We start from the raw sequence: 21,517 nt of genomic DNA, 5'->3' as shown, positions 1-21,517 counted from the left end.
GCCTTGCGCCGGGATCACGTCGCTTCGGAGGCGGGTGCTCCGCGTAGCCGTACGATATTAGGGCTTTGGGGGTTTTGTCGGGTCTGTCAACCAGGCCTTGAAGAAGGGCGCAAGGTCACGCCCCGCCGCGGATGAGGCCGCCGTGATGAACTGGTCCGTAGTCACGTTGCCGTCGCGATGTTCGGCCGTCCAGGATTTGACCAGCTTGAAGAACGCGTCATCGCCCATGGTCTTGCGTAGCGCGTGGACCGTCATGCCGCCGCGCTGGTAGACGGCCGAGCCGAACAGCCGGCGCGGAGTCGGGTCGCCGGGCGCTTCGTTCCAGTTGAAGCTCGCGTACGTGCGGTCGAAGATCTCCTGCGCGGTGTCGTCGCCGTCGTGCTCGGACCACAGCCACTCGGCGTAGGTGGCGAAGCCCTCGTTGAGCCAGATGTCCTGCCAGCGGGCGAGTGCGACGCTGTCGCCGAACCACTGGTGGGCCAGCTCGTGCGCGACCACCCCGGTGTTCTCGCCGCCGAAGAAGAACAGGTTGCCGTAGACCGGCCGCGACTGGGTCTCCAGCGCGTACCGGATCTTCTCCTCCTCGACGACCACGCCGCCGTTGGCCTTGAACGGGTACGGCCCGAACTGCGTCTCCAGGAAGTCGGTGATCTCACCGGTCTTGGCCAGCGACTTCACGGCCGGGTCGGAGGCTGGCATCGACTGGGGGACCGCGATGACCATCGGCCGTCCGGCGTGGACGGACTCGGTGATCCGGTACTGGCCGATCACCACGGTGGAGAGATAGCTCGCCATCGGCGACTCCTCGGTCCAGCGCCAGGTGGTCCAGCCGTCCTTGGTGTCGTGCTTGCCGGGCACGCCGTTCGCGATCGCCTCGACCCCGTCCGGCACGGTCATCGCCAGTTTGAGGGTCGCCTTGTCCGACGGATGGTCGTTGACCGGGAACCAGGTGCTCGCCGACTCGGGCTGACCCAGCGCGATCGCGCCCGAGCTGCCGTCGCGGAGCCAGCCGCTGGTGCCGAGGGTGTCGTTCTTGGTGGGCGTGGGGGTGCCGCCGTAGGTGACGACGACGGTGAACCCGCGGCCGGACGGAATGCCGGCGGCGGGGGTGACGATCAGCTCGGCGCCCTCGGCCGTGGCCTTCGCGGCGGCCCCGTCGACGGTGACCTCGGTGGCGCTCAGACCGGCCAGATCGAGGTTGAACCGGGACAGGTCGTGGGTCGCGGTCGCGGTGAGCGTCGCGGTGCCCTCCAGGCGGCCGGACGACGGGTCGTAGCGCAGGGCCAGGTCGTAGCCGCCGACGTCGTAGCCGCCGTTGCCGTACTTCGGGAAGTAGGGGTCGCCCGCGCCGTCCGCCCCTGGCCGGAAACCGGGGGCGCTCGTCGTGGGGGTGGGCGCCGGGTCGTCCTCGACGGGCGAGCACCCGCAGAGTGCCAACAGCACGACCAGCCCGCCCACCCGTAGCTTCATGACTCCGAGGGTACGTCTAGCCCTTGTCGACGAGTTTCGGGTGCGACCTCAGGTACGCGACGTGATCACCCTTGGCCACCGCGTTGACGAACCCGCGTCCCTCCGCCTTGAGCTGCTCACCCAGGTATCCGCCGCCGCTGCCGACGCCCTCGCCGGGCAGCGACACCGTGGTGATCTTCGAAGCGTCGAGATCGCGGAGCGCGTAGGCGTACTCGAAGGGGGTACGACCGCCCACGTAGACGAGTGACTGGCCGAGGGCGTCCATGACCGAGCGGAGCTTGGCCGGGTCCTCGAGCCCCTGCGACAGTCCCTTGTCGAGAATCGCCTCGACCAGCTGCCGGTGGTGCCGCTGCCGGTCGTAGTCGCCATTGGGCAGCCCGTACCGCTGGCGCCCGTAGTCGAGCGCCTGCCAGCCGGTCAGGTGCCGCCGGCCCGGCAGGTAGGTCGCCTGCGGCCCGTAGTAGTTGCTGCCGGAGGACGGCCGCATCTTGCCGTCCGGCCTGCGGTGCCGCGACTTCACCTTCTGGTCGACCACCAGATCGATGCCGCCAAGCTCGTCGACGAGCTTGTCGAGGCCCTGGAAATTGAGGATCGCCCCGCCGTGGAAAGTCTTGATGCCGGTATACGCACTGAGAGCTTTCGTGAGCAGTTCGTAACCCTGCTCGACGCTTTTCTTGTTAGAACCGGGCATTCGGGATCCCCGGCTCATCGCTTCGGTGATCTTGTGTCGTCCGCCACGGAATCCGGACTTCTTGTACGCCGGAATGTCGACCCGGAGATCTCGCGGCAAAGAGTACAAGTAGCCCGACTGCAGATCGGCCTCCACGTGGAGCAGCATGATCGTGTCGGCGTGCGGCTCGTAGCCGGGGATGCTCACCCGGGTGTCCACACCGATCAGTACCAGGTCGAGCGGCCCTTTGATGTCAGCGCCGGGGGACGGCGCGGGAGAGGCGCTCGGGGTGCTGCTGACGGCCGGCGCGGCGCTCGTGGACGCTCCCGGCGCGGCGGCGGGCCCGGACGAGTCCCGGCTGACCGCGATGGCGACGCCCACTCCGGCGACCAGGGCCACGGCAGTGCCGGCCACGATCGACCAGGTGATCTTGCTATTCCGCATAGCGCGAACAGTAAATGAGAAGCCGGTGACGCTCAATGCCGCGGGCTATTGCCAGATTGAAGATCACCGGTACGCTGGCGCGGCGATTCGCCGGTCCGCGGCGGATCGCCCCACGGGGAGGCAATCCAAGAATGAAATCCACTCGCCGACGGATCGTCGTCGGTCTCGTCGCCACCACTGCGCTCGTCACGGGCAGCGTTCTCGCGCCGGTCGCGGGCGCCTCGGTCACGGGTGCCGGCCGCGAGCTTCCCGTCCGTCTCCTGGTCGGCCTGCGGCCGGGCGTCGAGGCGGATGTCACACTTCCCACCCTGAGCCGGTTCGGCCTGGCCCAGGCCGACAGTGCCGGCGGCAGCACCGCACGCCGCCTGCTCAGTGAGATCCGGGCCAAGTCGATCCAGGTGCCGAGCAGTCGCGCGGCAGCCCTGACGGCGGCCCTCAAGCTCGACCCGAACGTCTCGTACGTCCAGGTCGATCCGCAGGTCAAGAAGATGGACGTGGCCCCGGACGACCCGCTGTTCGTCCAGGGCCGGCAGCCGGAACTCGCTCAGTTGCGGGTCCCGGCCGCCTGGGACACCACGACCGGCGCCAAGGTCAAGGTCGCGGTCGTCGACACCGGCGTGAGCGAGGTCGGTGATCTGACCGGCAAGGTTCTGCCGGGCTACGACTTCGTCGAGAGCGGCGACTCCGACCCCTCCGACGACGAGGGCCACGGCACCATGGTGGCCTCGCTGATCGCCGCGACGCCGAACAACGGCACGGGCATGGCCGGTGTCTGCGCGCAGTGCGAGATCCTGCCGGTCAAGGTGCTCGACAGCAGCGGCAGCGGCTGGCACTCCGACATCGCCGAGGGCGTCATCTGGGCGGCCGGTCAGGGCGCCAAGGTGATCAACCTGTCGCTCGGCGGCCCGGCTTCCTCGCCGGTGATGAAGGACGCGGTGGCCTGGGCCAACGCCAAGGGCGCGCTGGTCGTCGCGGCGGCCGGCAACGAGGGGACCTCGACGTGGCAGTACCCCGCCGCGTACCCCGACGTGCTGGCGGTCGGTGCGTCCAACACGCGTAGCGGCGGGACCACCGCCCGGGCCGGCTTCTCCAGCTTCGGCAACTGGGTGGACGTCTCCGCGCCGGGCATCACGGCAGCCATGACCCGCAACGGGACCTACTGCTTCGACAACGCGTCCGCGGGCGACGAGTGCTGGGACCGGTTGTACGGGTACCACGTGCAGGGCACGTCGTTCGCGGCACCGCTGGTCTCCGGCGTCGCGGCGCTTGTCGCCTCGCGGCGGCCCACCTACCAGGGCTGGGGGCTGCGGTACGCGCTCACGTACTCGGCCCGCAAGGACAACACCTGGACGATGTTCGGCACGGTCGACGCGGCCGCGGCGCTGAACAAGGGCAACGACACGGGCCTGCCGACCGCCACCGGATACACGCCGGCGGCGAACGCGAAGGTGCGCGGCAACGTCGCGGTCACCCCGACGGGTCTGGCCGACGGCTGGTCCGGGATCCGCAACGTCGACATCTACGTCGACGGCAAGTGGCACGGCTGGGACTACGTCGCCCCGTTCGCGCCGACCCTGCGGACCAACGGCCGCAACGGGCCGGTCAAGGTCCAGCTGCGGGTGTACGACAAGGCCGGCAACAACATCTGGCTGCCCGCCCGCTGGTACACGGCCGACAACATCATCCCGGCCGTCTCGGTGACCAAGGCTCCGGCCAACAAGGCCAAGGTCAAGGGCACAGTGAAGGTGTACGCCAAAGCGAGTGACAAGTCCGGGATCAGCAAGGTCCAGCTGCTCGTGAACGGCAAGGTGGTGGCGACCGACACCAAGGCGGGCTACGTGCTCAGCTTCAAGGTGTCCAGCCAGAGCAAGACCATGAAGGTACGGGTCCGCGCTTACGACAAGGCGGGCAACGTGAGGTACACGACGATCCGCACGTACTACCGGGCCTGACAAGTTCGGGGTGCTCACCCGCCGGTATCCTCGCCGGGTGAGTACCCCGCGTCCCGTCCTCGTCGTCGACTTCGGCGCCCAGTACGCTCAGTTGATCGCCCGCCGGGTCCGCGAGGCCCGTGTCTACTCCGAGATCGTCCCGCACTCGATGCCGGTGGCCGAGATGCTGGCGAAGAATCCCGCCGCGATCATCCTCTCCGGCGGCCCCTCCAGCGTGTACGAGCCGGGGGCCCCCACGCTCGACGCCGGTCTGTTCGCTCATGACGTGCCGGTCTTCGGCATCTGCTACGGCTTCCAGGCGATGGCCCAGGCCCTCGGCGGCACGGTGGCGCACACCGGCTCCCGGGAGTACGGCCGCACGCTGCTCGAGAGTCGCGGCGGCACCCTGCTCCGCGAGCTTCCGGCCGACCTGCCGGTGTGGATGAGCCACGGCGACAGCGTCGCGGTCGCGCCCGACGGATTCACGGTCACCGCCTCCACGCCCGGCGCTCCCGTCGCCGCCTTCGAGGACCTGGCCACGAAGCGTGCCGGTGTGCAGTTCCACCCCGAGGTGGCGCACACCGAGCAGGGCCAGGAGATGCTCAAGCGCTTCCTGTACGACATCGCCGGCATTTCACCCACCTGGACTCCCGGGAACATCATCGAGGACCAGGTCGCGGCCATCCGCTCCGTCGTGGGCGATAAGCAGGTCATTTGCGGTCTCTCCGGTGGCGTCGACTCGGCGGTCGCTGCGGCTCTCGTCCACAAGGCGGTCGGCGACCAGCTGACCTGCATCTTCGTCGACCACGGCCTGCTTCGTGCGGGAGAGGCTGAGCAGGTCGAGAAGGACTACGTCGCCGCGACCGGCATCCGTCTGAAGGTCGTCGACGCTTCGGAGCAGTTCCTGGGACACCTGGCCGGTGTCACCGACCCGGAGCAGAAGCGCAAGATCATCGGGCGTGAGTTCATCCGGACGTTCGAGCAGGCGGCTCGCGAACTCGACGCCGAGCGGCACATCGAGTTCCTGGTGCAGGGCACCCTCTACCCGGACGTGGTGGAGTCGGGCGGCGGCACCGGCACCGCGAACATCAAGTCGCACCACAACGTCGGCGGCCTTCCTGACGACCTCCAGTTCGCGCTCATCGAGCCGCTGCGCACCCTGTTCAAGGACGAGGTGCGTGCGCTCGGCTCTGCACTGGGCCTGCCCGAGGAGATGGTGCAGCGGCACCCGTTCCCCGGCCCAGGCCTCGCGATCCGGATCATCGGGGCGGTCGACCGTGAGCGTCTCGACATCCTGCGTGCCGCCGATCTGATCGCGCGTGAGGAACTGGCGGCCTCCGGGCTCGACCGTGAGGTCTGGCAGTTCCCGGTCGTGCTGCTCGCCGACGTGCGCAGTGTGGGTGTGCAGGGCGACGGCCGCACCTACGGCCACCCGGTCGTGCTGCGTCCGGTCTCCTCCGAGGACGCCATGACGGCGGACTGGTCGCGACTCCCGTACGACCTGATCGCGAAGATCTCGAACCGGATCACCAACGAGGTCCGTGAGATCAACAGGGTCGTGCTGGACGTCACGAGCAAGCCGCCGGGCACCATCGAGTGGGAGTAACGGTCAGTAGTGGATCAATCGCCCAGGGCGGTGTAACCCGCCCTGAGCTGCGATTACTCACCGCTATCCCACTGTCAGGAATTTGACAGAAGTTCTTGAGAGGTAACATATTCCGGGCAGAATTGCGGCCCGTGACCCCCGCACTGGAACCGCTCCGCCGGATCGCCGCCTACGCCGTCGCCCGCGACGGCGAGGGCCGCGTCCTCCTGGTCCGGGCCTCGTCCAAATCCGGTACCCCCGGAGTCTGGTCGCTGCCCGGTGGCGCCGTCGATCACGGCGAAGACCCCAACCACACCGTCGTCCGCGAGACAGCGGCGGAGACCGGGCTCTCCGTCACCGTCACCGGGCTGCATGACGTCCTGGCCGACATGCGCTCCATGCCGCACCGCGGTGTCACCATCCACACGGACCGGCTCGTCTACTCGGTGTCGGTGCGCGGTGGCAACCTCATCGACCGGGTCGGCCACCCCACCGACCTGGCCCGCTGGCACACCCTCGAAGAGGCCGAGAAGCTGAAACTCCGGCCGTTCACGGCGGCCGCGCTCGGGCTCTCCGCCAATGCCGGAGACCTGCGGCCCGAGGAGGCGCCGGTCTTCCCGTCCTTCTATGCCTACGAGGGGCCGGACGGGCTGCACCGGGCGCAGCGGTTCGCGGCCTACGCGATCGCCACCGACCCGTACGAGAATCTCCTGCTCACCCGGATCTCCGACGGCTACCCGGGCGGCGGCTGCTGGCACCTGCCCGGCGGCGGCACCGACTACGGGGAGCAGCCCGGCACCGCCCTGCTTCGCGAGCTCGTCGAGGAGACCGGGCAGGAGGGCCGCATCGTCGAGCTGCTCGGCGTGGCCAGCCACCGGGACGCCGCCTCGCTCGGCCCCGAGGGCTACCCGATCGACTGGCACGGTGTCCGGGCGTTCTACCGGGTCGTCGTCGACCGCCCGACCGAGGTGACCATCCACGACGTGGGCGGCTCCACCGCGGAGGCCCGCTGGATGCCGCTCAAGGAGGTCGCCGAGCTCGGTGCCGACCTGATCACCGAGGTGACGGCCGATGCCTTGCGGGCGGCGAGGCTGATCTAGGTGCGGTCTGGCTAGTCTGGAGCCGGTGAAGATCAGAAGACGGGCGGCGGCGTACGGGGTGTGCCGCTCCGCCGACGGCAGTGTGCTGCTCACCCGCGGATCCGACGCCGGCGCGTTCCCCGGAGTGTGGTCCCTGCCCGGCGGCGGCATCGACCATGGCGAGCACCCGGACGACACCGTGGTCCGGGAGTTCGCCGAGGAGACCGGCCACGCCGTGCGGATCACCGGGGTGCGGACCGTGCTCGCCGATCTGGCCCGCCTGCCCGACGACTCGATCGAGCACACCGACCGGATCCTGTACGACGTCGAGGTGACCGGCGGCACGCTGCGCCACGAGGCCGTCGGCACGAGCGACCTCGCTGAATGGGTGACACCGGCGGACGTGGCGGCACGCCCGCTGCTGCCTTTCACGGCCGGCGCTCTCGGCGTCGCCTTCGATGCCGCGTTCGACAGCGCCGGGCTCGCCTTCGACAGCGCCGGGCTCGCCTTCGACGCCGCCCCGACGCCGGAGAGACCCGGACGTGTTCAACGGTTCGGAGCGTACGCCCACGCCACCGACCCGGACGGCCGGATCCTGCTGACCCGGATCGCCGCCGGATACCCCGGCGGCGGGATGTGGCACCTTGCGGGCGGCGGCACCGACTTCGGCGAGACACCGGAGCAGGCGCTAGCCCGTGAGCTCTACGAGGAGACCTCCCAGCGTGGCCGGATCACCGGTCTGATCGGCGTCTCCCACCGGTACGACCCGTCCGCGCTCGGGCCCGAAGGGGTGCCGCTCGACTGGCACACCATCCGCGTCGTCTACCACGTCACGGTCGGCGAACCGACCGTCGCGGCGGTCACCGAGGCGGCCGGCGGATCCACCGCGGAGGCCGCCTGGTTCACGCCCGAACAGGCCGGCGACCTGCCCCTCACCGAGCTGGCCCGGGATGCTTTGAGCCGTTCGGGCTAAAATAGGGGAACAGAAGGTCGAAGAAGGTTCCGTCGGTCGGTGCAGGGAATGAAACCGCGCAGGGAATGAAACGGTCGGCTCTGGTGGTTGCACTCCTTTGATCGTTCGCCTCTCGCCAAGGCCGTCCGGCTGTGCGATGGTGTAACCCGCAATTTCGCCGGGCTAGCGAGTACCCGGCGGAACAACCGAACTCCATGGAGGAAGCACGTGCCGAGTACCCCTTGGCGCCGGCGTCGTACGACGGATAGTCCCCGTCCCGCTGGGCGTCGTTGGGCTGGCCGGCTGCGCCGCGGCGGATCTCTCGCCCGGCAGGCCCTGATGGTTCGGGTGGGCCGCCGCTCAGCCGATACCGGGCGGGCCGCGACCGCGACCCGGGCCGAGGTGCTGCACATCGGTTCCGATCCGGTGCGGACTTTTACGATTCCCGCGCCGGGGGTTCCTGTGGATGTTTCCGTCGCCGGGCCAGACCCGGCGCCGGCTTCCATCCCCCTGCTGCCAGGTGAGCGCACCATGTCCCGCCGTGCGAGCTTCGCGCTCGTCAACGCCTGCACCCTGGCCAGCCTCGCCCTCGGTCTGATGGCGATCTTCCTGGCCATGGACGGTCAGGTCCGGATCGCCGCAGCCTTCCTTGTGGCGTGCGTGATCTTCGACGGTCTGGACGGCGCTCTCGCCCGCAAGCTCGGAGTGGCCAGCCCGTTCGGCGCGCAGATGGACTCGCTCGCCGACATGTGCTCGTTCGGTCTCGCCGCGCCGGTGGTGGTCTACGCCTCCCTGGCCGACGAGGTGCCGGCGGCCGCCGCCGCGATCGCGACCGCCCTGGTGGCGGGTTGCGCCGCCATCCGGCTGGCCCGCTTCAACGTCTCGCCGAAGGACGGCCGGTTCTTCTGCGGCGTGCCCACCACGATGGCCGCCGCGGTGCTGGCGCTCACCGTGCTGATCGGGCTGCCGTTGCCCGGTATGGTCCTGCTCGGTGGGGTCACGCTGCTGGCGTTCGCGATGGTCTCCAGCTTTCCGTACGCGAAGCTCGCCCGCCTGATGAAGCTGCCGCCGTGGCTGTGGCTGCTGCCGATCGTGGGCGCCCTGATCGACGCCCGCATGACGTTCGTCCTGATCGTCGCGACCTACCTGGTCAGCGGCCCGGTCCTGTGGATGCGCGCCAAGCGCGCCTGACAGACGCACTGAAAAGGCCGCCCCTTCGGGGGCGGCCTTTTGCGTTGCCTGCCGACGCGGGTGGGCGCAGGTGACCACGTTGCGGGTGTGCCGGTGTTGCGTGGTGATCTGTGGTGCGCGGGTGGGCGTAGGTGACCACGTTGCGGGTGTGCCGGTGTTGCGTGGTGATCTGTGGTGCGCGGGTGGGCGTAGGTCACCACGTTGCGGGTGTGCCGGTGTTGCGTGGTGATCTGTGGTGCGCGGGTGGGCGCAGGTCACCACGTTGCGGGTGTGCCGGTGTTGCGTGGTGATCTGTGGTGCGCGGGTGGGCGCAGGTCACCACGCTGTGGGCGTGGGGTGTGCGTGGTGCGCGGGTGGGCGCAGGTCGCCACGCTGTGGGCGTGCCGGTGTTGCGTGGTGAGGTGCGGTCCGCGGGTGGGCGCAGGTCACCACGTTGCGGGCGTGGGGTGTGCGTGGTGCGCGGGTGGGCGCAGGTCACCACGCTGTGGGTGTGCCGGTGTTGCGTGGTGAGGTGCGGTCCGCGGGTGGGCGCAGGTCACCACGTTGCGGGTGGGCGCTGGTGGGCGTGGGTCACCACGCCCCGGCGGGCGGCTGAAGGCGGCCGCCCGCCGGGGCGTACCGGAAGATCAGCTCTTGAATCGGGCGATGACCGTCGAGCCGCCGACGACGCGCTCGCCGACCGTCACCAGCGCCTCCGCCTTGTCGGCGGGCAGGTAGACGTCGGTGCGCGAGCCGAAGCGGATCAGGCCGTACCGCTCGCCCTTGGCCAGCAGCGTGCCGACCGGCGCCCGCTGCACGATGCGCCGGGCGATCAGCCCGGTCCGCTGCGCCACCGCGACCGTGCCGTGGTCGGTGTCGAGCACGGTGTAGGCGGCGACGTTGTGCTCGGCCGCCGCGGTCGCCGCGTTGGCGTAACCGCCCTCCTCGACGAAGTAGTCGGCGACCCGGCCGGCCACCGGCGCCCGGTTGACGTGCACGTCGAAGACCGACAGGAAGACGGCGATCCGCAGGAACTCGTCGGGGCCGAAGCGCTCGTCACGCATCCGCTCGACAGAGAGCACCTTGCCGTCCGCCGCCGAGATCACCGCCGACGGGTCGGTGGGGACGTCCCGTTCCGGGTCGCGGAAGAACGCGGCGACCGGGGCGGCGGCGAGTGCCGGGATCAGCCACAGCCTGGACTGCGGCCGGGCCCGGCGGGCCAGCGCGGCCAGGCCGAGCGCGATGCCGGCGGCGGCGACGCCGTTCGAGTCGATGTGCATGCTGCGGGTCACCGGCACGCTCGAGGTGCGGAAGGCCGGGGCGAGCCTGGCGGCGGTCGACACCTCGGCCGGGCTGAACCGTAGCTTGTGCACGCGCAGCGGCGGCTGGTTGCGGATCACGAGGTCAGAGCCGACGCCGAAGAGCGCGCCCTGACGGAACAGCTCGGCGGCGGCACCCTGGGTGCGGCCGGGGCCCGCCGGAACGGCCACCGAGAGGACCGCGCCGTCGGCGAGGTACTTCGCGAGCTGGTCGATCAGGGTGCGGGCCTCCTCGGCGGTGCCGGTCAGGGGCTCGCCCACGATCAGCACGTCGGCCGGCTGGGCCTCGTCGAGGGACTCGACGACCTTCACCCGGTCGGCGACCCAGCTGCCGAGGCCGGTGATGTGGCCACGGAGCAGGTCGGTGCTGCTGTTGACACCGGGAACCAGGGTGAGCGTGTCGTCGGGGAGCAGAGCCTCGACGGCGGCGGCCACCACGGCCGAGGCATGGTCGGCGCCGACCAGCAGCGCGGACGTGGCCGCGTTCTGCCGGGCGAACTCGGCGGTCAGGGCTCGGGCGGCCCGGTCACCCACGCCGGGGACGGGCGCCACGGAAACGGTCGGAAACGCGGTCATTACGCGAGCATATTGCCCCGCCCGGGGACGGTCGTCCCTCGGGCGGGGCATCGGGTGGCTCAACTCTCCCGCGGACCGTCGCCGGACGGCTGGTCGCGGCTCTCCCGCGGGCGCTCGCCGGCGTGGTGCTCCCGACTTTCCTGCGGGCGCTCGCCGGCGTTGTGGTCGCGGCTCTCGTGCGGGTGCTCACCGGCGTTGTGGTCGCGGCTCTCCTGCGGGTGCTCGCCGGCGTTGTGGTCGCGGCTTTCGTGCGAGCGCCCGTCGGTGTGGTGCTCGCGGGCGAACTTGTCGGCCGGATCGTCGAGCAGTTCGCGGACGATCGAGGCGTGCACCTCGGGCGGCAGATCGCCCGGCGTCTCGACCGAGGCGGTCGCCGGAACCGGTGCGGGCACCTCGCGGCGGCCCGAGCGGATCGCCCCGAGCAGGCCGACCACTCCGAAGAAGATCAGGCCACCGGCCACGATCCAGCCCACCGCGGGCAGCTGGAGCGTGATCACCTGGGCGAGCGCCCACCAGAGCGCGATCAGCAGGAAGATCAGGCCGAAGCTGAGGGAGACCCCGTCCATGCGGTGCGGCTTCATCGGACCACCTCCACGTTTCCGGCTTCGAGTCGGATGTTCAGGGTCAGGTTGCCACCACCGGCGCCGTCCGTGCCGAGGTCGCTTCGCTCCTGGTAGGTACCGTCGGCGAACTCCTCGCCGAAGAGCACCAGTCGGCCGCCCTCGACGCCGGCTTCGACCGAGGTGTCGACCTTCTCCGGGAGCAGCACCTTCACCTGGCCCAGCTTCATGTTGATCTTGGTGAGCTGGGTCTGCCCGGAGAAGTCGACCTGGCGCAGGTCCAGGGTCACGTTGCCGACGTTGAAGTCGTACTGGTCGGCGAGCCCGGCGGCCGTGGCGGGCCGGTAGACGCTCGGCGTCCACTCCCGGCCGAGGCCCTCGAGGCCGGACGCAAGGCCCAGCGCGAAGCTCAGCACCACGGCGAGGGCGATCAGGCCGCGGGCCCGGCCGAACCAGGCGCCGACGATCAGGCCGAGCGCCGTGGTGACCAGCGCCGCCGCGAAGTAGGCGGACACGTCCACGTCCACGCCGCTCATGTCGATGGCGCCGATCAGACCGGTCACCATGATCACGGCGAAGAAGGTCAGCCGGCCGAGGATCGAGCGCTCCTTCGGCGGCTTCGGTGGCCGGGGCGGGGCCGGCGGCGCCGGGGGAGGCGGGGTGTACCCGGCGAACGGCCCGTGCGGCGCGAACGGCGGGCGGAAGCCTCCGGCCGGCGGCGGGGGCGGGGTGTACGCCGGGGGCGGGGTCACCGGTTCAGCGGCCGGTGTGGCCGCGGGCGCCGCCACGAACGGAACCGTCGGCTCCTCAGTGGCCTGAGACGAGGCGGCGGCTTGCGGTGCAGCGGTGGCGTGCGACGCGGCAGCGGCATGCGGTGAAGCTGTGGCGTACGGCGAGGCACTGGCGTACGGCGAGGCAGTGGCGTACGGCGAGGCGGCTGCAGCCGGCGATGAAGCTGTCGGAGACGGGCCGGCGTGAGGAGGAGCACCCGGCGGGGCAGTCGGCGGAGCACCCGGAAACGAGGCCGTGCCGCCCCTCTTGATCAGCAGGAACGCGCCGAGGACAACGGCGGCGGCGAGCATGCTGGCCCGTGCGCCGGAGTTGACGATGAAGGCGAAGGTCAGCAGGGCGGCGCCGCCGAGCAGCACCACCGAGAGCGGCGCCATGCCGGACCGGCCCTTGCCGAGCAGCGACTCGATCGGGGAGGCGGTGTCGCCCTCGGACGGGATGATCAGCCAGCCGATGAGGTAGAGCAGCACGCCGGTGCCGCCCAGGACGCCGAGCACGGCGAGCAGCACCCGCCAGAGCACCGGGTCGGTGTTGGTCGCCCGTGCCACGGCGCCGCAGACGCCGGCCACGTATCGGCCCTGCAGGGGCCGGACCAGTTGCTGACGGGCCCAGGCCGCGGAGGCGGTGGAGACCCAGGGCGGCACGTTGGCGCCGGGCGGGAAGCCTCCGGGCTGGTCGGAAGGTGCCTGGTCACCCTTCACAGGCCCGGCACCGGACGGTTCGTCGGTCATGCTCCGATCCTGCTCGTGGGGTGACCCGAGGCGCTTCCGGAGGTGACCCTGAGGCCACCCTGAGATATCCGGGCCGGTTACCGGGGATGTTCCCCGTGGCCGGGCCTTGCGCCGCATGTGACGATCGGAGGGTGAGTACCGCAACCGCGAACCAGCCGCGCCGGCTGTACCGTCCGCGCGACCAGCGTATCGTCGCCGGGGTCGCCGCCGGGCTGGCGCGCCATCTCGGCTTGCCGGTTCTGGCCGTCCGCATCACGCTCGTGGTCCTGCTCGGTTTCAACGCCCTCGGCCTGCTGCTCTACGCCGCCTACTGGGCGGTGCTCCCGCAGGAGGCCCGCAGCGGCGAGGAGCCGACCCGTCGTGACCTGGGCGCACTGCTGCCGTTCGCGGCGATCGGCATGGGTGTGGTCCTGCTGCAGGCGCAGATCTTCGAGGACCAGGTGGCCACCACGGCCGGCTGGATGATCGCGGTGATCGCGGTCGGCGCCGGTGTGATCTGGCACCAGTCCGACCCGAGCCGCCGTGAGTTCAACTCGGAGAACCTCGCCTCCACCCCGTGGTTCGCGGCGATGGTCTCGGAGAACGACCGGCGGGCGTTCCTGTTCCGTTTCCTGGGCGGCGGCATCCTGGTCGCGGTCGGCATCATCGGCGTGGTCGCCGTCTACTCGCCGACCGACTCGTTCTCGGCCGTCTTCAACGGTGTGATCTTCGCGTTCGTCGGCCTGCTGGGTGTCGGCGTGGTGGTCGCCCCGCTGGTCTGGCGCACCTTCGGCCAGTTGCGCGCCGAGCGTGAGGGCCGCATTCGTGAGCAGGAGCGCGCCGAGCTCGCCGCGATGATCCACGACCAGGTGCTGCACACCCTCGCCCTGATCCAGCGCAACTCCACCGACATCAAGGAGGTGCAGCGCCTGGCCCGTGGGCAGGAGCGCAGCCTCCGCAACTGGCTCTACCGGCCGACCGGCTCGCCGACCGAGCGGTTCGCCGCCGCTCTCGAGCAGGCCGCTGCCGAGGTCGAGGACACCTTCGCGATCACGGTGGAGACCGTGGTGGTCGGCGACACCCAGTGCGACGACCGGGTCGCCGCACTGGTCGCGGCGGGGCGTGAGGCGCTCGTCAACGCTGCCCGGCACGCGGGTGTGCAGACGGTTTCGCTCTACGCCGAGGTGGAGGAGGATGAGCTCAGCGTCTTCGTCCGGGACCGCGGCGCCGGCTTCGATCTCGGCGGCGTGGCGGACACCCGGCACGGCGTACGAGGGTCGATCATCGGGCGCATGCAGCGTCATGGTGGGCGGGCCGAGATCCGGAGCGCCCCCGGAGACGGTACGGAGGTGCGGCTCATGCTTCCCGTGTCGCGGGAGAGTGTGACCGCTGGTAAGGAGACTGTGAGATGACCGAGCCCGTGATCGAGCCGGAAACCCGGCGTCTCAATGTCTTCCTGGTCGACGACCATGCGATGTTCAGAGCCGGCGTGCGTGCCGAGCTGGGCCAGCATGTCGACGTGGTGGGCGAGGCGAGCACGGTCGGTGAGGCGATCAACCGGATCGCCGCGGTGCAGCCCGACGTGGTCCTGCTCGACGTGCACATGCCGGACGGCGGTGGGCGTGCCGTGCTGGAGTCGGTGCGCCGCAGCCACCCGCAGGTCCGGTTCCTGGCACTGTCGGTGTCGGATGCCGCGGAGGACGTGATCGGGCTGATCCGGGCGGGTGCGCGGGGTTACGTGACGAAGACGATCTCACCGGACGAGCTGGCCGCGGCGGTGCGCCGGGTGGCCGACGGCGACGCGGTGTTCAGCCCGCGGCTGGCCGGTTTCGTGCTCGACGCGTTCGCCTCCCGGCCTGACGTGCCGGTGGCCGACCCCGAACTGGATCAGTTGACCAACCGGGAGCGCGAGGTGCTGCGGCTGCTCGCGCGGGGTTACGCGTACAAGGAGATCGCCAAGGAGCTGTTCATCTCGATCAAGACTGTCGAGACGCACGTTTCGAACGTTCTGCGTAAATTGCAGATGAGCAACCGTTACGAACTGTCACGATGGGCAGCCGATCGTCGGCTTGTCTGAGCCGTTCCGGGCAGGTTTCTTGAGTGTTTTTCATATAGGCTGCGCTCCGTGCTGCCCCGGAAGCCGCATGGAGTATTCCCTGTTCAGGGCGGTTGGAACCTCCTAAACGGTTGCTCATGAGGTCATCTCGGGACGTAGACGGCTAATATCGGCTTGATAACGGCGCTCCGGGTTTTCGTGCCTCTGTGTCACAGTGGCACTCACTCACACACCCCTCGTGAGCGCCCCTGAAGGAGGCTCTCCCATGCTTGGGAAACGCCCATGGAAGATGGCGGCCGCAACGGCCGCCATCTCCTTGTTGGTCGCCGGTTGTGCCGGCAGTGACTCGGAAGATCCGGCACTGTCCGCCAACGCCGTGGTGATCAGCATTGCTGAGCCGCAGCACCTTCTCCCCACGAACGCCACAGACAGCAGCAGCGCGCAGGTGCTGTCTTCTCTGTTCTACCCGCTGGTGAGCTTCGACGCGGAGAAGAAGCCGGTCGAGGTGGCCGCCGAGAAGATCTCGGTCGCCAAGGGCAACAAGGTCTGGACGATCAAGATCAAGCCCGGCTTCACCTTCCACAACGGCGAGCCGGTCACCGCGCAGAACTACATCGACGCGTGGAACTACGGCGCTTATGGTCCGAACGCCCAGAGTGGTGGCTACTTCTTCGATCGCATCGAGGGCTACGCCGATCTGAACCCGATCGACCCCGACAAGGACGGCCCGGAGAAAGCGCCCAAGCCGACGACCAACGTGTTGTCAGGTTTGAAGAAGGTCGACGACCTGACCTTCACGGTGACGCTCTCCGCCCCGTTCGCCAGTTTCAAGTCGGTGATCGCGTACTCGGTCTTCCACCCGCTGCCCAACGCGGCGTTCTCGTCCCCCGGCGTGATCGCCAAGGGCTTCGAGGAGAAGCTGATCGGTAACGGCCCCTTCAAGATGAAGGGCAAGTGGGAGCACGACGACAAGATCGTCGTGGAGAAGTACAGCGACTTCAAGGGCGTGGTCCCGAAGATCGACGGCGTGACCTGGAAGATCTACGGCGACCAGATGGCCGCCTACGCCGACCTGGTCAGCGGCAACCTCGACGTGCAGACCACCATCCCGACCGACGCGCTGGCCAACGCACCGGCCGACCTCGGTGAGCGGTACCTGAAGAGCGAGAACTCGGTCTTCGAGTTCATCGGCTTCCCGACCTTCCTCGAGCAGTACAAGAGCGCCGACGTCCGTAAGGCGATCTCGATGGCGATCAACCGCGATGAGATCGCGTCGCAGGTGTTCCTCGGGTCCCGTACCGCCGCCAAGTCTTTCGTCTCTCCGGTGGTGAGCGGCTATCGCGAGGGCAGCTGTGGCGAGGCCTGCGACTACAACCCGACCAAGGCGCGCGATCTGTACCGCGAGGCGAAGGGCCCGGCGGAAATCAAGATCACGTACAACGTCGACGGTGGTCACAAGTCGTGGGTCGACGCGACCTGCAACCAGATCCGCGCGGCGCTCCAGGTCAAGTGCATCGGTGAGCAGGAGCCGAAGTTCGCGGTCATGCAGGACAAGCTGCAGGCCAAGCAGGACATCGGCCTGATCCGCCTCGGCTGGATCATGGACTACCCGCTGATGGAGAACTACCTCAACCCGCTGTACGGCACCAACGGCGGCTCGAACTACTACGGCTGGTCGAACACCACCTTCGACTCCCTGGTGAAGCAGGGCTCGCAGGCCGCCACGCCGGAGCAGTCGATCAAGAAGTGGCAGCAGGCGGAGAACATCCTCGCCGAGGAGATGCCGGTCATTCCGCTGCGCTACGGCCAGAACGTCTTCGGTCACTCGGAGCGGGTCGCGAACGTCGAAATGGACCTGTTCAGCAAGGTGAACCTGTACGAGATCGAAACGATCGCCTGATCTGACCGATCGACCGTAGTGGCGTCACGGAGGGTATGCGACCGTGACGCCACTACTGTGTGAACCGACCTTTCCCGTCGCCGGCTCACGAGGCCGGCGCTCCCTCCGCGGAAGAAGTTCGAACCCGTATGTTCCGCTACATCGTGCGGCGCCTACTACAGATGATCCTGACGTTCTTCGGGGCCACCTTCGTGGTATTCGCGCTGATGTTCGCCAACCAGGACGACCCCATCCAGGCGTTGGTGGGCGAGAAGCCGATCAGTGACACTCTGCGCGCTGAGCTGACGGAGCGTTATCACCTCGACGACGGCTTTCTCAGTCAGTACTGGCACTACATGAGCAATCTGCTCACCGGTGACCTCGGTGACTCCCTGACCGGCCGGGAGATCTCCGAGATGCTGTCGAGCTCGTGGCCGGTGACCGTGCGGCTGGCGCTCATGGCGATCGTCATCGCCGCGGTCATCGCGATCGCCGCGGGCGTCTGGTCCGCGATCCGGCGCGGTGGCCTCTTCGACAACGGCACGCTGATGTTCACGCTGCTGCTGCTGGCCATGCCTGTCGTCGTCCTCGCTCCGGTCGCTCAGTGGATCTTCGGTATGGAGCTCGGCTGGTTCCCGGCGACGGCGTCACGCAACGCGACCTTCTACGCTCTGCTGCTACCGGCCATCGTCCTGGCCTGCACGGTCGTCGCGACCCAGTTGCGGGTCACCCGTACCTCGGTTGTCGAGAACCTGCGTGCCGACTACGTGCGGACCGCCCGAGCCAAGGGCCTGGCACCGCGCCGCGTCGTCTGGGTGCATGTGCTGCGCAACTCGCTGATCCCGGTCATCACGCTGATCGGTGTCGACCTCGGGGTGCTGATGTCCGGCGCGATCGTCACCGAGGACGTCTTCAACATCCCGGGCGTCGGCTCCAAACTCGCCCAGGGTGTCCGGACCGAGGACGGACCTCTGGTCGTCGGCTTCGTCAGCGTGCTGGTGATCTTCTTCCTGGTCATGAACCTCGTCGTCGACCTGCTCTACGCCGCCCTCGACCCCAGGATCCGCTATGAGTGACCCGACCATGCTCGCCACCGTCGACGAGCGGCCGCGCAGCCTCGCCGGCGACGCCTGGAGCGATCTGCGCCGCAACAAGATCTTTTGGGCATCGGCGGTGCTGGTGCTGGTGATCCTGCTGATGGCGCTCCTGCCGTCGTTGTTCACCTCGGCCGACCCCACCTCCTGTGCGCTGGCGAACAAGCACAAGGGCCCGACCGGCGCGGCGCTCTTCGGATTCGACTCCCAGGGCTGTGACGTGTTCGCCCGGACGGTGTACGGCGCGGGCGACTCGATTCAGGTCGGCCTCTTCTCCACCCTGGCCGCCGGGCTGATCGGACTGCTCTTCGGGCTCGCCGCCGGCTACTACGGTGGCGCGATCGACGCTGTGCTGTCCCGCGGCATCGACATCGTCCTCGGCATCCCGCTCCTGCTGGCCGCGGTGATCCTGTCCGCGCGCCTGTCCGGGCCGGGCGACGACGGCGTCACCGCCGTGACCGTCACGCTCGGCCTGCTCACCTGGACCTCCGCGGCCCGGGTGATGCGGTCGTCGGTGGTGGCGGCGAAGGGCCAGGACTACGTCTCGGCTGCCCGGATGCTCGGCGCGGGTCCGGGCCGGTTGATGTTCCGCCACATCCTGCCGAACGCGATCGCCCCGTTCATGGTGGTGCTCACGCTGCTGCTGGGCGCCAACATCGCGGCCGAGGCGACGCTCTCCTATCTGGGAGTGGGTCTCAAGGGCGACGCGATGAGCTGGGGTCTGCAGATCTCCGAGGCGCGGCGCCAGGCCCGGGTGGCGGCGGCGCCGCTGGTCTGGCCGTCGGCGTTCCTCGCCGCCACGGTGCTGGCCTTCATCATGCTGGGCGACGCCATCCGCGACGCCTTCGACCCGAAGCTGCGGTGACGAAAAGGTGACCGGTGTGACCGACATCAAGGCGCAGGTGGACGTCCTACCCGGACTGGATCCCCGCGCACCCCTGCTCCAGATCAACGACCTGCACGTCGAGTTCCGTACCCGGGACGGCGTCGCCAAGGCCGTGAACGGGGCGAGTTTCTGGCTGAACCCCGGCGAGACACTCGCCATTCTGGGCGAGTCGGGCTGCGGCAAGTCGGTGACCGCTCAGGCGATCATGGGCATTCTCGAATCCCCACCCGGGCACATCACCCGTGGTGAGGTCCGTTACCGCGGTGTCGACCTGCTCAAACTGCGGGAGGACGAGCGCCGGCGGGTCCGGGCCAACAAGATCGCGATGATCTTCCAGGACGCGCTGTCCGCACTGAACCCGGTCTACACGGTTGGTTTCCAGCTCGCCGAACTGTTCCGGGCGCACCGGGGCATGTCCCGGGGAGACGCCAAGAACAGGGCGATCGAGCTGCTCGACCAGGTCCATATTCCGGGCGCGCGGTCCCGGGTCAACGACTATCCGCACCAGTTCTCCGGCGGTATGCGGCAGCGGGTCATGATCGCCATGGCGCTGGCGCTCGACCCCGAGGTGCTGATCGCCGACGAGCCCACCACGGCGCTCGACGTCACGGTCCAGGCGCAGATCATGGGCCTGCTGGCGGAACTGCAGCGGCAGCGGAACATGGGCCTCATCCTGATCACCCATGACATGGGTGTGGTCGCCGACGTGGCCGACCGGATCTCCGTGATGTACGCCGGCCGTGTCGTCGAGGAGGCGCCGGTCTACGACATCTATGCCGCGCCGGGTCACCCGTACACCCGTGCCCTTCTCGAATCGATCCCCCGCCTCGACCTGAAGGGCCAGCAGCTCACCGCGATCCGCGGACTCCCACCGGCGCTCACCGACATCCCACAAGGCTGCGCCTTCAACCCCCGATGCGGGTACGCCAAGGAGCCGTGCCGTCAGGATCCGGCGCCGCCGGCCTACGCGATCGCGCCGCGCCGTACCGCCCGATGCCATTTCTTCCGGGAGGTCCTCGGTGACTGACGTCGTCCTCGAGACCAGGGACCTGGTCAAGCACTTCAAGGGCGGAATCCGGGCGGTCGACGGGATCGACCTGCAGTTGCGCCGCGGCGAGACGCTCGGTGTCGTCGGCGAGTCCGGATGCGGCAAGTCGACACTGGCCAAGCTGCTGGTCGGGCTGGAGACGCCGACCTCCGGATCGGTCATGGTTCGCGGGCAGGACATGACCCGGCTGCGTGGTGGTGAGATGCGCCGCGCCCGCCGCAACATCCAGATGGTGCTGCAGGACCCGTACACCTCGCTCAATCCGCGGATGACGGTCGGCGACATCATCGGTGAGCCGTTCGAGATCCACTCGGATGTGGTGCCGCGCGGCAAGCGGCAGCAGGCCGTGCAGGACCTGCTGGACACGGTCGGTCTCAACCCCGACCACATCAACCGATACCCGCACCAGTTCTCCGGTGGTCAGCGGCAGCGCATCGGCATCGCCCGGGCGCTCGCGCTCCGGCCGGAGATCATCGTCTGCGACGAGCCGGTGTCGGCGCTCGACGTGTCCATCCAGGCCCAGGTGATCAACCTGCTGGAGCGGCTGCAGGACGACTTCGGGCTGTCGTACATCTTCATCGCCCACGATCTCTCCGTGGTACGGCACATCTCCGACCGGGTCGCCGTCATGTACCTCGGCAAGATCGTCGAGCAGGGTCACGACGTGGCGATCTACAACCAGCCGACCCACCCGTACACCCAGGCGCTTCTCTCCGCCGTGCCGGTGCCGGACCCTCGCCTGCGTGGCCACCGCCGGCAGATCGTCCTGGAGGGCGACGTCCCGTCACCGGCCGACCCGCCGTCCGGCTGCCGTTTCCGGACCCGCTGCTGGAAGGCGCAGCCCGTCTGCGCCGAGCAGGAGCCGGTCCTGCAGATCCGGGAGCGGTCGCCCCACCCGAGCGCCTGCCACTTCGCCGAGATCAACAGAATTCATTGACGGTACGCGGGACGGGCTCCTCTGGCCCGTCCCGCGTCGCACCGACTACAGCGGGCCGCGGCCGGAACGCAGCAGAAGCAGCGCCACCTGGGTACCGTCCGGGCCGAGCGCCTCGCGGAAGTGCTCGATGATCTCGCGCTCCCGTGCCAGCACCAGGCGGGTACCACCGCTGGCCATCCGGGTCTTGCCGACCTCCTGCGACAGGGCCGCACGTTCCTGCCACAGCTCGATGATCGTCTTGTCGATCTCGTTGATGCGCTCGCGGATGCCACGGATCTTCTCGGCGGCCGCGTCCTCGCCCGCGCCTGTCGCCTGGTCCATCACGTCGGCGGTCATGTCCTGCTCCTCGGGTACTGACGTCC

General features: G+C 69.2%; 18 protein-coding genes. 12 read left to right on the top strand and 6 right to left on the bottom strand.

Features of this window, described 5'->3' with window-relative positions:
* Positions 1-57 precede the first annotated feature (57 nt).
* Positions 58-1,470: a M1 family metallopeptidase gene (locus CLV67_RS02680; protein WP_106315496.1), complete on the bottom strand. Its 1,413-nt coding sequence runs from the start codon at positions 1,468-1,470 to the stop codon at positions 58-60.
* Positions 1,471-1,486: 16 nt separating this feature from the next.
* Positions 1,487-2,584: an LCP family protein gene (locus CLV67_RS02675; protein WP_106315495.1), complete on the bottom strand. Its 1,098-nt coding sequence runs from the start codon at positions 2,582-2,584 to the stop codon at positions 1,487-1,489.
* 131 nt (positions 2,585-2,715) lie between these two features.
* On the opposite strand from CLV67_RS02675, the gene CLV67_RS02670 reads away from it, so the two are divergent.
* From CLV67_RS02670 to CLV67_RS02650, 5 genes are all read left to right on the top strand, one after another.
* On the top strand, positions 2,716-4,536 hold the full coding sequence (locus tag CLV67_RS02670) for a S8 family serine peptidase (protein ID WP_170153729.1): 1,821 nt from the start codon (positions 2,716-2,718) through the stop codon (positions 4,534-4,536).
* 37 nt (positions 4,537-4,573) lie between these two features.
* Positions 4,574-6,121: a glutamine-hydrolyzing GMP synthase gene (gene guaA / locus CLV67_RS02665; RefSeq protein ID WP_106315736.1), complete on the top strand. Its 1,548-nt coding sequence runs from the start codon at positions 4,574-4,576 to the stop codon at positions 6,119-6,121.
* A 131-nt stretch (positions 6,122-6,252) separates the two neighbouring features.
* The gene (locus CLV67_RS02660; protein ID WP_106315493.1) at positions 6,253-7,200 is read left to right on the top strand and encodes an NUDIX hydrolase; all 948 of its coding nucleotides are present in this window, start codon (positions 6,253-6,255) and stop codon (positions 7,198-7,200) included.
* A 25-nt stretch (positions 7,201-7,225) separates the two neighbouring features.
* Positions 7,226-8,152, top strand: a complete 927-nt coding sequence (locus CLV67_RS02655; RefSeq protein ID WP_106315492.1) for an NUDIX hydrolase — start codon at positions 7,226-7,228, stop codon at positions 8,150-8,152.
* Positions 8,153-8,434: 282 nt separating this feature from the next.
* Entirely contained in the window at positions 8,435-9,322 is an 888-nt protein-coding gene (locus CLV67_RS02650; RefSeq protein WP_106315735.1) for a CDP-alcohol phosphatidyltransferase family protein, read from the top strand.
* A gap of 626 nt (positions 9,323-9,948) precedes the next feature.
* On the opposite strand, the gene CLV67_RS02645 is transcribed toward CLV67_RS02650, so the two are convergent.
* The 3 genes from CLV67_RS02645 to CLV67_RS02635 are packed head-to-tail and all read right to left on the bottom strand — an operon-like array spanning position 9,949 to position 13,276.
* The gene (locus CLV67_RS02645) at positions 9,949-11,196 is read right to left on the bottom strand and encodes a phosphatidylserine decarboxylase (protein WP_106315491.1); all 1,248 of its coding nucleotides are present in this window, start codon (positions 11,194-11,196) and stop codon (positions 9,949-9,951) included.
* Positions 11,197-11,255: 59 nt separating this feature from the next.
* On the bottom strand, positions 11,256-11,777 hold the full coding sequence (locus CLV67_RS53100) for a phage holin family protein (protein WP_239166128.1): 522 nt from the start codon (positions 11,775-11,777) through the stop codon (positions 11,256-11,258).
* The gene (locus CLV67_RS02635) at positions 11,774-13,276 is read right to left on the bottom strand and encodes a PspC domain-containing protein (protein ID WP_106315490.1); all 1,503 of its coding nucleotides are present in this window, start codon (positions 13,274-13,276) and stop codon (positions 11,774-11,776) included. Before CLV67_RS02635 ends, CLV67_RS53100 begins: the two co-directional genes overlap by 4 nt.
* A gap of 86 nt (positions 13,277-13,362) precedes the next feature.
* Between CLV67_RS02635 and CLV67_RS02630 the strand changes: the two genes are divergently transcribed.
* From CLV67_RS02630 to CLV67_RS02600, 7 genes are all read left to right on the top strand, one after another.
* Positions 13,363-14,667, top strand: a complete 1,305-nt coding sequence (locus CLV67_RS02630; protein WP_106315489.1) for an ATP-binding protein — start codon at positions 13,363-13,365, stop codon at positions 14,665-14,667.
* Complete coding sequence (locus tag CLV67_RS02625) at positions 14,664-15,332, top strand: response regulator (RefSeq protein ID WP_106315488.1); 669 nt, start codon at positions 14,664-14,666, stop codon at positions 15,330-15,332. Before CLV67_RS02630 ends, CLV67_RS02625 begins: the two co-directional genes overlap by 4 nt.
* A 244-nt stretch (positions 15,333-15,576) precedes the next feature.
* The gene (locus CLV67_RS02620; RefSeq protein WP_106315487.1) at positions 15,577-17,211 is read left to right on the top strand and encodes a peptide ABC transporter substrate-binding protein; all 1,635 of its coding nucleotides are present in this window, start codon (positions 15,577-15,579) and stop codon (positions 17,209-17,211) included.
* Between the two features lie 128 nt (positions 17,212-17,339).
* Complete coding sequence (locus tag CLV67_RS02615; RefSeq protein WP_106315486.1) at positions 17,340-18,266, top strand: ABC transporter permease; 927 nt, start codon at positions 17,340-17,342, stop codon at positions 18,264-18,266.
* Positions 18,259-19,149 (top strand): ABC transporter permease, encoded by an 891-nt coding sequence (locus CLV67_RS02610; protein WP_106315485.1) that lies wholly within the window; start codon positions 18,259-18,261, stop codon positions 19,147-19,149. Before CLV67_RS02615 ends, CLV67_RS02610 begins: the two co-directional genes overlap by 8 nt.
* Before the next feature lie 16 nt (positions 19,150-19,165).
* A complete protein-coding gene (locus CLV67_RS02605; protein WP_239166130.1) occupies positions 19,166-20,197 on the top strand; it encodes an ABC transporter ATP-binding protein in 1,032 nt (343 codons plus the stop codon).
* Complete coding sequence (locus tag CLV67_RS02600) at positions 20,190-21,155, top strand: ABC transporter ATP-binding protein (protein ID WP_106315484.1); 966 nt, start codon at positions 20,190-20,192, stop codon at positions 21,153-21,155. Before CLV67_RS02605 ends, CLV67_RS02600 begins: the two co-directional genes overlap by 8 nt.
* Positions 21,156-21,200: 45 nt before the next feature.
* Here the strand turns inward: CLV67_RS02600 and CLV67_RS02595 are convergent, their stop codons facing one another.
* A complete protein-coding gene (locus CLV67_RS02595; RefSeq protein WP_106315483.1) occupies positions 21,201-21,491 on the bottom strand; it encodes a chorismate mutase in 291 nt (96 codons plus the stop codon).
* Between the last annotated feature and the right edge of the window lie 26 nt (positions 21,492-21,517).

Origin of the sequence: Actinoplanes italicus (assembly GCF_003001815.1) — a bacterium.
GTDB classification, from domain to species: Bacteria; Actinomycetota; Actinomycetes; order Mycobacteriales; family Micromonosporaceae; genus Actinoplanes; species Actinoplanes italicus.
Note: the sequence above shows the minus strand (reverse complement) of the source record. Positions and strands in the feature narration are given on the sequence as shown.

Coding starts and splice junctions, on each gene's coding strand:
- CLV67_RS02680 (WP_106315496.1), bottom strand. CDS start 1,470: ATGAAGCTACGGGTGGGCGGGCTGGTCGTGCTGTTGGCACTCTGCGGG.
- CLV67_RS02675 (WP_106315495.1), bottom strand. CDS start 2,584: ATGCGGAATAGCAAGATCACCTGGTCGATCGTGGCCGGCACTGCCGTG.
- CLV67_RS02670 (WP_170153729.1), top strand. CDS start 2,716: ATGAAATCCACTCGCCGACGGATCGTCGTCGGTCTCGTCGCCACCACT.
- CLV67_RS02645 (WP_106315491.1), bottom strand. CDS start 11,196: ATGACCGCGTTTCCGACCGTTTCCGTGGCGCCCGTCCCCGGCGTGGGT.
- CLV67_RS53100 (WP_239166128.1), bottom strand. CDS start 11,777: ATGAAGCCGCACCGCATGGACGGGGTCTCCCTCAGCTTCGGCCTGATC.
- CLV67_RS02635 (WP_106315490.1), bottom strand. CDS start 13,276: ATGACCGACGAACCGTCCGGTGCCGGGCCTGTGAAGGGTGACCAGGCA.
- CLV67_RS02630 (WP_106315489.1), top strand. CDS start 13,363: ATGTTCCCCGTGGCCGGGCCTTGCGCCGCATGTGACGATCGGAGGGTG.
- CLV67_RS02625 (WP_106315488.1), top strand. CDS start 14,664: ATGACCGAGCCCGTGATCGAGCCGGAAACCCGGCGTCTCAATGTCTTC.
- CLV67_RS02620 (WP_106315487.1), top strand. CDS start 15,577: ATGCTTGGGAAACGCCCATGGAAGATGGCGGCCGCAACGGCCGCCATC.
- CLV67_RS02615 (WP_106315486.1), top strand. CDS start 17,340: ATGTTCCGCTACATCGTGCGGCGCCTACTACAGATGATCCTGACGTTC.
- CLV67_RS02610 (WP_106315485.1), top strand. CDS start 18,259: ATGAGTGACCCGACCATGCTCGCCACCGTCGACGAGCGGCCGCGCAGC.
- CLV67_RS02595 (WP_106315483.1), bottom strand. CDS start 21,491: ATGACCGCCGACGTGATGGACCAGGCGACAGGCGCGGGCGAGGACGCG.